Raw genomic sequence first — 12,389 nt, 5'->3', positions numbered from 1 at the left:
GGCATCCTCGGAGCCGCTGGTGGGCGCGCTTCCGGGCGGGGATATGCCCGTTGGGAGGGCACCTCCGGTGCGGCGCCGATCGTCTCAGGGGCCGCCGCTCTGGTCATGGCCGCTCACCCGGACCTCTCGGCCCGTGAGGTCAAGCACCGCCTGGTCTCGACAGCGGACTCCCAGGGCTCGGAGGGCGTGGACCCGGAGTACGGGCACGGCGTGCTCGATGTGGGCGAGGCCGTCAGCGGCAGCGTGCCGGAGTTCAGCGCCGCCGACTATCCCACCCTCGAGGACTGGATTCGGGTCCACCGCAGAGCCGATGCGGAGGACGAGCAGGCGCACGAGGACATCCCGGAGGCCGCCGGCGTGGAGCCCGGCCCGGAGGGCGAGCCGCGTGAGCTTCCGCGGGCTGCAGAGGTCGGAGGCGCTCAGGAATGGGCAGGCCCGCGGCGCTGGGCATCGGCGGGCTGCTGGTGGTTCTGATGCTGACGGGCGCGGTCGTGCACCTCCTCTACCGCCGTTCCAAGCATCAGTGAGTTAGCGCGTGTGCGTGCGACAGGGCAGCGACGCATACCTATAGGATGAGAGGCATGGCAAAAACCATCCTCTCGGACAAACCTCGCATCCTGCTTGTCGGCGGCGGCTACGTCGGACTGACTGCGGCCCAGCGGCTGCAGAAGAAGGTCAAGGCGGCTTAAGCGGCGTCGTCACACTCGTGGACCCGCTTCCGTACATGACGTACCAGCCCTTCCTGCCCGAGGTCGTCGGCGGTCACATCGAAGCGCGGCACGCCGTGGTGAGCCACCGTCAGCACCTCAAGGACACAGAGATCATCAACGGCAAAGTGACCTCCGTGGACCACGCCGCCAAGACCGCCGTCGTAGGCCTGGAGGAGGGGAGAGCATTGAGATCCCCTACCAGGACATCGTCATGGGCGCCGGCGCGGGAACCCGCGTCTTCCCCATCGAGGGGCTTGCCGATGTCGGCATCGGCCTGAAGACCATCGAAGAGGCCGTCGCGGTGCGCAACCGCATCCTGGAGCGGCTCGAGACCGCCTCCTCATGACCGATGAGGCGCAGAAGGCACGTGCACTGAGCTTCGTCGTGGTCGGCGGCGGATACGCCGGGACCGAGGCCGTGGCTGAGATGGAGGACATCATCCGCGACGCGGTGGATGCCAACTCCCGCCTGGCGCAGTCCGATGTGCGGATCGTCCTGGTGGAAGCCATGGGCCGCATCATGCCCGAGGTCACCGAGGAGCAGGCCGAAGGCGTCGTCGAGCACCTGCGCGGCAGGGGCGTGGAGGTTCTTCTGAACACCTCCTGGGCTCCGCCGTGGACGGCGAGCTGACCCTGACATCGATGAAGGACAAGTCGGTGGTCGACACGTTCGCCGCCGACACCCTGGTGTGGACCGCCGGCGTGGCAGCCAGCCCCGTGGCCCGCGCCTCCTCCTTCCCTGTGGACGAGCGGGGTCGAATCACCGGCTCCGCGACGCTGCAGATCCTCAACGAGGAGGGCGAGGCCATCGAAGGCGCATGGACTGCAGGCGACGTCGCCGCCATCCCTGACCTCACAGGCGCAGGCCCCGGCGGGTTCTGCGTCCCGAACGCGCAGCACGCGCTGCGCCAGGCCAAGGTGCTGGCCAAGAACCTCTTCTCGGTCCGGTACGGATCGGGCGAGATTCAGCAGTACAAGCACGAGTCCCTCGGCACCGTGGCGGGCCTGGGCATGTACAAGGGCGTCGGCAACCCGCTCGGAGTGAAGCTCAAGGGCTTCCCCGCGTGGGTGGCGCACCGCGGCTACCACGGCATGGCGATCCCCACTCGAGCGGACCGCCCGGGTGGCCGGAGGATGGGCCGCCGAGATGCTCTTCGGCCGCGACTTCACCCCTATTCGCGACCTCGAACAGCCGCGCGAAGCGTTCCGCGCCGCAGTAAGCAGAAGAAGGACGCCGCCAAGTAGTTCTGCGTGCGTTCTAGGATGGAAGGGTCGTCTGCGGACGGCCCTTCTTTCTTGCCCCCGTAGCCCAATCGGCAGAGGCAGCCGACTTAAAATCGGTCCAGTGTGGGTTCGAACCCCACCGGGGGACACAACACAGAGGGGGCCCGGTCAGCGGTCGCTGATCGGGCCCCTCTGCTCAGAGCTACTCAGGGACGTAGTCGAACGTATCCGGGTTCGGCCCCGTGCGCTCATCCTTGTTCAGCCCGCTGATCGCTGCGACGTCCTGGTCGGAGAGCTCGAAGTCGAACAGGCTGAAGTTCTCTTCGATGCGGGACCGGGTCACGGACTTCGGGAAGACGATGTCTCCGCGCTGGATGTGCCAGCGCAGCGTCACCTGAGCCGTCGTCCTGCCCACACGCTCGGCGATGTCGACCAGCACCGGGTCCTCCAGGACCCCTCCCTGAGCGATGGGCGACCACGCTTCGGTGGCGATGCCCTGCTCTGAGCCGAAGGTGCGGACCGCGTCATTCGTCAGGTATGGGTGGACCTCGATCTGGTTGACCGCCTAAGCACCACGCTGGTCTCGTCGATGAGGCGCTGAAGATGCGGGATCTGGAAGTTGGAGACGCCGATCGACCGCGACTGTCCTGCCTCGTAGATCTCGATCATGGCCTTCCACGTCTCGAGGTAGTCGACGTCGATGGTGGGAAGCGGCCAATGGATGAGGAAGAGATCCATAGCCTCCACGCCCAGGGCCGAGAGTGAGTCCTGCGTCGCGCGCAGTGCGTCGTCGCGCCGGTGGAAGGAGTTGTTGAGCTTCGAGGTGATGAAGACCTCCTCCCGCGCCAGGCCCGATGCCCGGAGGGCCTCGCCGACACCGGCCTCGTTGCCGTACATCTCGGCAGTGTCGATGTGTCGATAGCCGACCTCGAGGGCGGTGAGGACGGCGTCCTTCGTCGTCTCCGGTGTGATCTGGAAGGTGCCGTATCCCAGCTGCGGAATGGTGACGCCGTTGTTGAGGGTGATCTGCGGAACTGTGCTCATTGTGCTCCTAGGGTCAGTTTCTGTCGGCTCGAAGGGTGACCTTCGACACGTAAGTATGGTGAACCTCGGAGGGGCGTCGGTTATTTCGCCCTTCGACGAGCGGCATAATATGGGCCGCTCAGCCGTTAGGATGGGGTGAGAACACACCGACGCAGTCGCGTTCGCTGGCCCTTTCCGGTCCGGCGGCACCCTGAGGAAGAAGGAGACCGGAAACTTATGTCCAACCCGATCTTCAATACCGGAGCATTTCCGGACCAGTTCAACGAGCAGAAGCGCGAGCGCCGCCGCTTCTACATGAATTCAGACTCCGGCACGGTGTCTGAGGACCGCCGGCAGGATAAGACCTACGCCCAGCAGCACGGAATGCCGAAGGGGCAGGCCGAGTCCCTCGAACGGTCCTACGGCATGCAGGACGCAGCCTACTCCGAGGGCGCCCCCATGACGTTCGACGACGTCATCCGCAAGACAGCGATCAGCTTCGTGGTCGTCCTGCTCGGCGCCGCATCACGGTGACGCTCGGCGGCAGCGTGGAGGCTCCGAACTTCGGGGTCCTTTCGACGCTGCTCCTCGTCGGCATCTTCGGCGGACTGGCGCTCGGCATCGTCAACGCTGTGAAGCGAGAGCCCAATCCGGGCCTGATCCTGGCGTACTCCCTGCTGCAGGGCTTCGTCGTCGGGGCGTTCTCCATGATTCTGGAGGCCCAGTACCCCGGCATCGTGCTGCAGGCAGTGCTCGCCACGGTCTCGGTCTTCGCCGCGATCCTGATCCTCTTCAAGTCCGGCAGGTGCGCGCCACCCCGAAGCTGAACAAGATCTTCATGGTGGCAGTGCTGGGCTACTTCATCTTCTCCATGGTGAACCTCGGCATGATGCTCTTCGGCGCCACCGACGCCATGTTCGGCCTGCGGACCGGTTGGCTCGGTGTGGCGATCGGCCTGCTGGGCATCGCCCTGGCCACCTACTCCCTGGTCCTGGACTTCACCAACATCGATGAAGGCGTCCGAGCCGGAGTCCACCAGAAGTACGGGTGGACCGCCGCCTTCGGCCTGACGGTCTCCCTGGTGTGGCTGTACATCGAGATCCTGCGGCTGCTCGCCATCCTGCGAGGTATGCAGGACTGATACGTCCTCATGCAGAAGCGGCCCGTCGGATCATCCGGCGGGCCGCTTCTCACGTGGCGGACGCTCACCGGGCATTCAGCCGCAGCGTGGCAGGATAGTACCTATGACCGTGCCCGGCCCGCCTTCGTCAGACCTCAGCGCAGAGACGCCCACGACCCCAACGGGCGGCGCCTCTGCTCCGACTGAGCCTGGGACCCACCCGCCGCAGCAGCCGCACTCCTCTCCTCGTCTGGCGGAGGAGGAGCGAATCCAGGAGGACATCCCCTGGGGTGTGCGCATCGCGGCGTCGTGGTCGTGGCGCGTCATCATCATTCTTATCGCGGTAGGCGTGGCGATATGGCTGATCAGCCACGTCATGCTGATCCTGATCGCTCTGCTCATCGCAGGTCTGCTCTCCACGCTCATCCGACCGCTGCACGACGTGTTCGTGAAGCTGAAGTTCCCAGGGTGCTGGCGGCGATCACCACGATCCTCACCATGCTGGCGTTCATCACCGGGGTGCTCGTGCTCGTGGGCCAGCAGCTCGTCAGCGGCTTCGCTGAGATGGCGGATCAGGTCGAAGAGGGCATCTATGAGCTCATCGACTGGGGTGAGCAGACCGCCCAGAGCTTCGGGTTCCAGTTCTCCGGCGATGACTTCAACCAGGCTGTCGACGAAGTCATCGGCTGGATCCAGGAGAACCAGGAGACGATCATGTCGTCTGCAGGAGCCTTCGGCTCCGCAGCCGCCAACGTGGGCGTGGGCGCGGTCCTGATCCTGTTCACGCTGATCTTCTTCCTCTCGGACGGCCGCAGGCTCTGGGACTACATGACGCTCTTCGTCCCCGGCAAGCACCGCCCTGCGATCCACGGAGCTTAGTGGCGCGGCTGGACGGCCGTCGGCACCTACATGCGCGTGCAGGTGTTCGTCGCCTTCGTCGACGCAGTCGGCATCTACATCGGTGCGCTCATTCTCGACATTCCCTGGCCCTGCCCATCGCTGTGCTGGTCTTCTTCGGCGGCTTCGTGCCGGTCGTCGGCGCAGTGGTCACCGGCGCCGTGGCCGTCATCGTCGCGCTGGTGGACCAGGGCTTCGTCACGGCGATGATCATGCTGGGCGTGGTCGTCCTGGTGCAGCAGATCGAGTCCAACGTCCTGCAGCCCATCGTCATGGGCAAGGCCGTGAAGCTGCATCCCCTGGCAGTGGTGCTCGCGGTGACCGCTGGCACCACCCTGATGAACATCCTCGGCGCGCTGATCGCCGTTCCCATCCTCGCCTTCATCAAGCGAGCCACCCAGTACCTGAACAAGGAGGAGTGGCGGGGAGACCCCGAAGCGCTGGAGATGCGGCGCGTGCAGACCGAGGAAGCCTTCGCCCGGGAGGCCCACAAAGAGGCAGTCGAGGCCGAGGAGCAGGCCAGCATGGAGACTCTCAAACGCCGGGTGAAGCAGACGGTGCCCGGCCTGCACCCCGATCGGCCCGTCTTCAGCCGTCAGGGCTCCGCTTACGCGAGCGAGGACCCAGGCCGGTCTGTGCCGGTGGGCCGCCCCGCAGGAGACGGCTCGAGACCGCGCCGCGACGAGAGCTCCCCGTCAGTGCCCGCCCCCAAGCCCGCCGCCGAAGATCATCGTGAGGACAAAGAATCATGAGCATCATCTCGCAGGCCGCCGCCCCGTCACCCCGTTCCGAAGAGCGGGAGCTGTCCGTGACGCTGGATGACGTCGTCGCTGCTCGGAGCGAGCTGGAGGGCGTCATTGTTCCCACCCCGATGGAGCACTCCCGGGCGATGGGGCGCATGCTGGGCGCCACCGTCCACTTCAAGGCAGAGAACCTGCAGCGTGTTAAGCTCGTTCAAGGTGCGCGGCGCCTACATCAGGATGAGCCGCCTCTCCGCGGAGGAGAAGGCATGCGGCGTCGTGGCCGCCTCCGCCGGAAACCACGCCCAGGGCGTGGCTCTGGCGGCCAAGAAGCTGGGAATCAGCGCCCGAATCTTCATGCCCCACGGGGCCGCGCTGCCCAAGATTGCGGCGACCAAGGATCACGGCGCCGAAGTGGTGCTGCACGGCTCCAACGTGGACGAGGCCCTTGCTGAGGCCCAGCGCTGCGCCGATGAGACGGGCGCCGTCATCATCCACCCTTCAACCACACTGACGTGGTGGCAGGCCAGGGCACCATCGGCCTGGAGATCCTCGAGCAGCAGCCCGAGGTGGACACCGTCCTGATGAGCATCGGGGAGGCGGCCTCATCGCGGGCGCAGCAGTGGCGCTGAAGGCCAAGGCTGCCGAGCAGGGGCGCGAGATACGGATCATCGGGGTGCAGGCGGAGAACGCGGCCGCCTACCCTCCGTCCTCGCGGCCGACTCCGTGGTGCAGATCAAGGCGGCGAAGCGCACCATCGCAGACGGCATCGCTGTGGGCCAGCCGGGAGAGATCCCCTTCGACATCATCCGGGAGCTCGTCGACGACGTGGTCACGGTGTCCGAGGACGCCATCGCACAGGCGCTGATCTTCCTCCTCGAGCGATCCAAGATGGTGGTGGAGCCTGCGGGTGCGGTAGGAGTGGCGGCCCTGATGGAGGGCAAGCTCGAAGAGCTCGGTGTCGATGCGAAGAACATCGTGACCGTCCTCTCCGGGGCAACATCGACCCGATGCTGATGATGCGCGTCATCCAGCACGGGCTCGCCGCGGCTCAGCGATTCCTGCGGGTGAAGATCATGCTGCGCGACCGCCCCGGCGAGCTCGCCACCATCTCACGGCTCATCGCCTCGACGGATGCCAACGTCACCGGTGTGGACCACAGCCCCATCGGCAGCGACCTCTCCATGGGAGATGTCTCGATCACGATCACCATGGAGACCAAAGGCACCGAGCACTCCTCGCAGGTGCTGGACACGCTGCGGGCCGAAGGCTACGAGCCCATGGTGCTCAACTAGACGGCCTGCATACACAGGAGGCGACCTCCCCGGCCAGAGGCCGAAGGAGGTCGCCTCCTTGTGAGTTCGTGCTTACCGTCAGCCGGTGTAGGTCTCGGCCGAGATGATCTTGACCTCGAGCTCGCGTCCGTTGGGCGCGGTGTAGGAGACCTGGTCACCCGCCTGCGTGCCGTTGATGGCCTCTCCCATAGGGGAGGTGGGGAGTACACGGTGAGGTCCGAGTCACCGGCGATCTCACGATTGCCGAACAGGAACTCCAGCTCGCGGCCTACCACATTGGCTTTCACGAGGGTGCCCGGCTTCACCGTGCCGTCGCTCTCCGGCGCATCGCCGACGACGGCATTCTCCAGAAGCTGCTCGAGGTAGCGGATGCGGGCCTCAGCTTTGCCCTGCTCCTCCTTGGCGGCGTGGTAGCCGCCGTTCTCCTTGAGGTCGCCCTCATCGCGTGCCGCAGCGATGCGGTCAACGACCTCCTGGCGTCCGGGGCCTCGGAGATGCTCCAGCTCCTGAGAGGCGGTCGTAGGCCTCTTGGCTCAGCCAGTTGGCGTTCTCGGCGGTCTCTGGGCTGTTCGTGGTCATTGAGCCATCATAGGCCTCCCGGCTCATTGATGACACTTCCCACGGAGGGCTCAGCCTTCTGATGAGGGCTGATCCACCAGCCAGCAGGACTCCGCGATGCCCGTCACCCCGCCGTATTCGGTGCGCACCTCAGAGCGCAGGTACTGCCTGCGCTCGCCTGCTCCCTGCCCTCGTGGGGGCCGATGGTCACGATGCGGTGCCCGACGACCGCGTAGGACTCATCGAGCACCTGCAGGGCGCACTGGGCGGTCGCGTCGAAGTCTTTGGTCACCTCGTAGTCCACGACGGCGCGGGTGTCGGAGACGATCTGATATCCGACATCGTTGTACTCCAGCTCGCCGAAGGCCAGGTCGATCGTGAACCATGCGGCGGCGCCGACAGCGGCGGCGAGGGCACCGATGATCGACCACCGCTTCGTCCGGGCGGAGAGGCGGCGCCGCGGAGCGCCGTATCGCTGGTCAAGCTCGTGCTGCTCAGAACCGCGCTGCTCATAGGTCACCGTCATCACCTATATTCTAGTCGCCATGAGTCAGCTGACCCGTCGTACTGAATCCGCTCCCGAAGAGTCCGCCGTCGAGGCCGCGGCCGACGAGCTGGAGGCGCGTCTGCCGCAGGCCCCGCAGAAGGTGCCTGACTCGAGAGGCCTCAGGCTCCTTGCCGTGCACGCCCACCCCGACGATGAGTCCTCCAAGGGTGCGGCCATGATGGCGGCATATGCCGCCGCCGGCGCGGAGGTGATCGTGGCGACCGCCACAGGCGGAGAGGCGGGGACCTGCTGAACCCTGACGCGGCCGAGATCCGCCGATGCCACCGGGACCTGCCCGGCGTGCGCCGCGAGGAGATGGCGCAGGCCGCACGTGCCCTCGGCATCGAGCAGGTGTGGCTCGGCTTCACAGACTCGGGCCTGCCTGAGGGCGATCCGATGCCTCCGCTGCCATTCGGCAGCTTCGCAACCCTGCCGCTGGAGCAGTCCGCTGCGCCGCTGGTTCGGCTGATCCGCCGCTTCCGGCCCCACGTGATCACCACCTACGACGAGTCGGGCGGCTATCCGCATCCCGACCACATCATGACGCACCGCGTCAGCATCGAGGCCTATGAGGCTGCCGGAGACGCGTCACGGTATCCGGGGCTCGGTGAGCCGTGGCAGCCGCAGAAGCTCTACTACGACCGTGCGTTCAATCCTGGGCGCTTCAGGGCCATCCACGAGGCGCTGCTCGAGGCGGGCTTCGAATCGCCCTACGGGGAGCGGCTGGCCCGGTGGGAGGATGAGTCGGAGCGTCCGGACTGGCTCACTCAGCACACGGTCACCACGCAGGTGCCGGTCGGGGACTACCTGGAGGCGCGCGATGAGGCCCTGCGCGCCCATCGCACGCAGGTCGAGCCGCACGGCTTCTTCTTCGCCACGCCCAATGACTTCCTGAGAAGGATCTGGCCCTACGACGACTACGTGCTGGTGGACTCAAGGTGGACGCTAAGCGCACCTGAGTATGACCTCTTCGAAGGAATACCCAGGACCTGACCCACGCCGAGGGTGCGCGTAGAATAGGGGCACTATGGACTTCTTCTCTGCGGACCTGATGCCGCTGCTGACCCAGTGGTGGCCCGGAGGCGGGGAGGCGAATCCCCGAACCTGCGGCCAGGGCTGGAGGAGGAGGACATCACCCCGGCATCGCTTACTTCCTCTTCACCGCCCTCATGGTCGGCCTCGCCGTGCTGGTCATCCGTGATCTGGTCAAGAGGATGCGCCGCATGAAGTACGCCTCGGAGGTCGAGGCCGAGAACGAGGGCCTCGAGGCTGACTTCCCCACGAGATCGTCCCCGCCGAGATCTCGGAGTCGCAGCAGCGTGCCCGCGCCGCCGCCGCTGAGGCCCGATTCGGCCCCGCTGAGCCGAACGAGGCCTACGAGGGCCGAGAAGAGACTCCGGGCGGGCCGGAAGCACCCGCTGACGCGAGGCCTCCCAGTCCGTAGGGTGATGGGATGAGCAATCGTCTCGCCTCTGCGCAGTCCGCCTACCTGCGCCAGCACGCTGACAATCCTGTCGACTGGTGGCCGTGGTCCGCGGAGGCGTTCGCCGAGGCGCAGCGACGAGACGTGCCGGTCTTCATCTCGATCGGCTACGCGGCATGTCACTGGTGCCACGTGATGGCGAGGGAGTCATTCGAGGACGACGCAGCGGCGGAGCTGCTGAATGCGCGCTTCGTGGCGATCAAGGTGGACCGGGAGGAGCGTCCCGACGTCGACGACACCTACATGGCAGCGGTGCAGGCGATGACGGGAATGGGCGGCTGGCCGATGAGCGTCTTCGCCACCCCGCAGGGCAGAGTCTTTCATGCGGGGACCTACTTCCCGCCGCAGCGCAGGGGTCAGGTGCCCAGCTTCTCCGAAGTGTGCGACGCGGTGCATGAGGCGTGGACGCAGCGCCGCGACCAGGTGGAGAGCCAAGCCGAAGACATTGCCGAGGCGCTCGCGGGCCAGCGTCGCCAGCAGTCTCAGATGGCCACAGCAGTGCAGACCGATCGCGAGGGGTCATCCCTCAGCATGAGCGGTGAGGTGTACGCCGACCTTCGCGCCAGGACCTTGGACGTCCTGGCCGAGCAGGAGGACGATGGTCACGGCGGGTTCGGCGCCGCTCCGAAGTTTCCGCCCTCGCCGCTTCTGGGGTGGCTCCTCGAAGACTCGGCATGGAATCCGGAGCATCCTCAGGGCAGCTGGCGCTGCGGACGATGGCCGCCATGGGACGCTCCGCCCTGTTCGACCACGTCGAGGGCGGGTTCGCGCGCTATGCCACAGACCGCGCGTGGGCCCTGCCGCACTTCGAGAAGATGCTCTACGACAATGCTCAGCTGCTGGGCCACTATGCCAGGCTCTCGCGTCACACGGCTGCTGACGCGGGCGCCCGGGCAGACGCTGAGCGCATCGCGCGGATGACGATCGAATGGCTCAGGGAACGGCTCCTGCTGGATGACTCCGGGCTCCTGGCCTCCAGCCTCGACGCTGACACGGTCCTGCCGGACGGCACGCATGCGGAGGGCGGCACATACATCTTCAGCGATGCCGAACTGGCAGAGGCCGCGCGCGAGTCAGGCCTCAGCGACGAGGAGGCGCGGAGAGCCGTCGAGCTCAACCGCGGTGTGCCCGCCGACGAGCATGCGGTCGCGTCGGGAGCCCCGCTGAGCATCACTGCGGAGACGCCCCGCACCGTCCACTTCGACGCACCCCTGAACGATGAGGAGCGCGCCCTGTGGGACGCCATGATGCCCGCGCTGCGCCGTCGGAGGGCCAGCCGCAGCCAACCCTCCCTGGACAGGAAGGTGGTCGCCTCCTGGAACGCGCAGGCCGTGCAATCAGTCGCCGAGGCAGCTGCTCTGTGGGAGGATGCAGAGCTTCTGGACTTTGCGGAGAGCCTCGCCGAACGCCTCTGGGAGACGCACACGGATGAGGAGGGTCGGGTCTGCCGCACCTCCTACGCCGGGAAGCGGGGAACGGGCGTCGGGACGCTGAGCGATCATGCGCATCTGATCTCGGCATGCTTCGCCCTGGCCTCGCTTACGCGGGCTCCGAGTGGGCTGCGCGCGCTGCTCATGCCCTGCGCTTCACGGCGACGCACTTTGTGCAGCGCTCGGATGCGGGGCTTGAGGTGCTGGACACGCTCGATGAGGAGGGGCTGCTGCACGCCGCCCAGGCCGGCGCGGCGCACGCCTCGCCGTTCGACAGCTCTGAGCCGAGCCCCATCGCAGCTCTGGCTGCGGCGGTGCAGCAGGCCGAGGCATTCGCCGTCGACGTCGATCTTCCGATGCGCTCCGGGGAGCTCCTCCAGCACGTGGCACCGGCAGCTCCCGGGCACCGATCGCGGTGGGCTCAAGTCTGCTGGCGCTCCGGCGCTCCGTGCAGCAGTCGCCGGCGCTGCGGCTCTTCGGCGGGTCCCCGGAAGATGCCGCTCAGGTGCGTCGCACTGGGGCGCTTCTCGGCATCCCGGTGGAGCCCCCGGCCCCGGGGACCGTGTCCGAGGGGGCGGAGCTTCGCGTGGCGGTGTGCCTCAACGGCCCGGAGACCTCGATGTGCCTCGTCCCGCAGGGAGACCTCCGCGCAGCTCTCGCGCCGCTGAGCTGATCGTGCACGGTGCGCTCAGCCGACGACGGCAGAGAAGCTGATCATGATCGCTGCGTAGTGGAGGCCGAAGCCTATGAGGGTGCAGGCGTGGAACAGCTCATGGAAGCCGAACCAGTGAGGTGAGATGTTCGGCCTCTTGAGGGCGTAGAAGACGGCACCTGTCACGTAGGCCGCGCCGCTTGCGCAGATGAGGACTGCCGCTGCTGCATCTGCGGCGAAGAAATCGGCGATGAACCACATGGCCGAAAGGCCCAGCACCACGTAGACGAGTGTGGAGAGCCATCGTGGAGCGCTGGTCCAGAAGACTCGGAAGAGGACCCCGCCGATGGCCCCGACCCACACGCCTGTGAGCAGGATGGTGGACTGCGGCTCTGGCAGCAGCGCCGGAGTCATGGGAGTGTAGGTGCCTGCGATCAGCAGCATGATGTTCGCGTGGTCCACGCGTTTGAGCATCACTTTGGCCCGAGGGCTCCACCGCCCCAGGTGGTACACGGCGGAGACGGTGAACAGCAGCAGTCCCGTGATGGCGTAGATCGCCGCAGCGACGGTGAGGCCGGGCGTGGGCGCCCAGGCCACCGCGGCCATTCCGGCCGCCAGGGCCGCGGGAACCATGCTTAGGCGTGCAGCCAGCCGCGGAGCTTGGGCTTCAGCGGCTGCTGGGGCTCAGGAGCTGCTCCGCAGGGGCGGACG

The 12,389-nt window shown here is 66.9% G+C and carries 10 protein-coding genes, 1 tRNA gene and 7 pseudogenes; 14 read left to right on the top strand and 4 right to left on the bottom strand.

Going from position 1 to position 12,389, the window contains the following annotated elements; translation table 11 throughout:
• Positions 1-57: 57 nt before the first annotated feature.
• The 3 genes and pseudogenes from K0H76_RS14540 to K0H76_RS14530 all read left to right on the top strand — a co-directional run.
• A pseudogene (locus K0H76_RS14540) lies at positions 58-165 on the top strand (S8 family serine peptidase); the annotation flags it as partial.
• A gap of 416 nt (positions 166-581) precedes the next feature.
• Positions 582-1,916: pseudogene (locus K0H76_RS14535) on the top strand (FAD-dependent oxidoreductase); the annotation flags it as partial.
• A gap of 91 nt (positions 1,917-2,007) precedes the next feature.
• A tRNA-Leu gene (locus tag K0H76_RS14530) sits at positions 2,008-2,082 on the top strand.
• A 53-nt stretch (positions 2,083-2,135) separates the two neighbouring features.
• Here the strand turns inward: K0H76_RS14530 and K0H76_RS14525 are convergent.
• Positions 2,136-2,977: pseudogene (locus K0H76_RS14525) on the bottom strand (aldo/keto reductase).
• 216 nt (positions 2,978-3,193) lie between these two features.
• Between K0H76_RS14525 and K0H76_RS14520 the strand changes: the two are divergent.
• The 6 genes and pseudogenes from K0H76_RS14520 (at position 3,194) to ilvA (ending at position 7,008) form a co-directional block, all read left to right on the top strand.
• On the top strand, positions 3,194-3,490 hold the full coding sequence (locus tag K0H76_RS14520; protein ID WP_258933428.1) for a hypothetical protein: 297 nt from the start codon (positions 3,194-3,196) through the stop codon (positions 3,488-3,490).
• A complete protein-coding gene (locus K0H76_RS14515) occupies positions 3,487-3,783 on the top strand; it encodes a Bax inhibitor-1/YccA family protein (RefSeq protein ID WP_258933427.1) in 297 nt (98 codons plus the stop codon). Before K0H76_RS14520 ends, K0H76_RS14515 begins: the two co-directional genes overlap by 4 nt.
• Positions 3,762-4,097 carry a Bax inhibitor-1/YccA family protein gene (locus K0H76_RS14510; RefSeq protein WP_258933426.1) on the top strand — a complete coding sequence of 112 codons (336 nt, stop codon included), beginning with the start codon at positions 3,762-3,764 and terminating at the stop codon, positions 4,095-4,097. Before K0H76_RS14515 ends, K0H76_RS14510 begins: the two co-directional genes overlap by 22 nt.
• 447 nt (positions 4,098-4,544) lie before the next feature.
• A complete protein-coding gene (locus K0H76_RS14505; protein ID WP_258933425.1) occupies positions 4,545-4,955 on the top strand; it encodes an AI-2E family transporter in 411 nt (136 codons plus the stop codon).
• A 122-nt stretch (positions 4,956-5,077) separates the two neighbouring features.
• Positions 5,078-5,725 carry an AI-2E family transporter gene (locus K0H76_RS14500; RefSeq protein ID WP_258933424.1) on the top strand — a complete coding sequence of 216 codons (648 nt, stop codon included), beginning with the start codon at positions 5,078-5,080 and terminating at the stop codon, positions 5,723-5,725.
• Positions 5,722-7,008 (top strand): annotated as a pseudogene (gene ilvA, locus K0H76_RS14495) (threonine ammonia-lyase). Before K0H76_RS14500 ends, ilvA begins: the two are co-directional and overlap by 4 nt.
• Positions 7,009-7,086: 78 nt before the next feature.
• Here ilvA and greA read toward each other — a convergent pair.
• Positions 7,087-7,587 (bottom strand): annotated as a pseudogene (gene greA / locus K0H76_RS14490) (transcription elongation factor GreA).
• Between the two features lie 103 nt (positions 7,588-7,690).
• Positions 7,691-8,092: a DUF4307 domain-containing protein gene (locus K0H76_RS14485; protein ID WP_258933423.1), complete on the bottom strand. Its 402-nt coding sequence runs from the start codon at positions 8,090-8,092 to the stop codon at positions 7,691-7,693.
• Positions 8,093-8,213: 121 nt separating this feature from the next.
• Between K0H76_RS14485 and mca the strand changes: the two are divergent.
• The 5 genes and pseudogenes from mca to K0H76_RS14460 all read left to right on the top strand — a co-directional run bounded on the left by mca (position 8,214) and on the right by K0H76_RS14460 (position 11,740).
• Positions 8,214-9,106, top strand: a pseudogene (gene mca, locus K0H76_RS14480) (mycothiol conjugate amidase Mca).
• Between the two features lie 34 nt (positions 9,107-9,140).
• The gene (locus K0H76_RS14475) at positions 9,141-9,314 is read left to right on the top strand and encodes a hypothetical protein (RefSeq protein WP_258933422.1); all 174 of its coding nucleotides are present in this window, start codon (positions 9,141-9,143) and stop codon (positions 9,312-9,314) included.
• Positions 9,283-9,570, top strand: coding sequence for a hypothetical protein (locus tag K0H76_RS14470; RefSeq protein WP_258933421.1), 288 nt, complete (start codon positions 9,283-9,285; stop codon positions 9,568-9,570). Before K0H76_RS14475 ends, K0H76_RS14470 begins: the two co-directional genes overlap by 32 nt.
• Positions 9,567-10,517 (top strand): thioredoxin domain-containing protein, encoded by a 951-nt coding sequence (locus tag K0H76_RS14465; protein ID WP_258933420.1) that lies wholly within the window; start codon positions 9,567-9,569, stop codon positions 10,515-10,517. Before K0H76_RS14470 ends, K0H76_RS14465 begins: the two co-directional genes overlap by 4 nt.
• Positions 10,412-11,740, top strand: a complete 1,329-nt coding sequence (locus tag K0H76_RS14460) for a hypothetical protein (RefSeq protein WP_258933419.1) — start codon at positions 10,412-10,414, stop codon at positions 11,738-11,740. Before K0H76_RS14465 ends, K0H76_RS14460 begins: the two co-directional genes overlap by 106 nt.
• Here K0H76_RS14460 and K0H76_RS14455 read toward each other — a convergent pair.
• A pseudogene (locus K0H76_RS14455) lies at positions 11,715-12,349 on the bottom strand (hemolysin III family protein). The gene K0H76_RS14460 and the pseudogene K0H76_RS14455 sit on opposite strands and share 26 nt — an antisense overlap.
• Positions 12,350-12,389: the final 40 nt, after the last annotated feature.

It is taken from the genome of Nesterenkonia pannonica, assembly GCF_019575955.1.
GTDB classification, from domain to species: Bacteria; Actinomycetota; Actinomycetes; order Actinomycetales; family Micrococcaceae; genus Nesterenkonia; species Nesterenkonia pannonica.
This window is presented reverse-complemented; position numbering and strand designations above follow the sequence as displayed.

Excerpts from the sequence above, each read along its gene's own strand:
- K0H76_RS14475 (WP_258933422.1), top strand. The coding sequence starts at position 9,141 with ATGGACTTCTTCTCTGCGGACCTGATGCCGCTGCTGACCCAGTGGTGG.
- K0H76_RS14470 (WP_258933421.1), top strand. The coding sequence starts at position 9,283 with ATGGTCGGCCTCGCCGTGCTGGTCATCCGTGATCTGGTCAAGAGGATG.
- K0H76_RS14485 (WP_258933423.1), bottom strand. The coding sequence starts at position 8,092 with ATGACGGTGACCTATGAGCAGCGCGGTTCTGAGCAGCACGAGCTTGAC.
- K0H76_RS14460 (WP_258933419.1), top strand. The coding sequence starts at position 10,412 with ATGCTCTACGACAATGCTCAGCTGCTGGGCCACTATGCCAGGCTCTCG.
- K0H76_RS14465 (WP_258933420.1), top strand. The coding sequence starts at position 9,567 with ATGAGCAATCGTCTCGCCTCTGCGCAGTCCGCCTACCTGCGCCAGCAC.
- K0H76_RS14520 (WP_258933428.1), top strand. The coding sequence starts at position 3,194 with ATGTCCAACCCGATCTTCAATACCGGAGCATTTCCGGACCAGTTCAAC.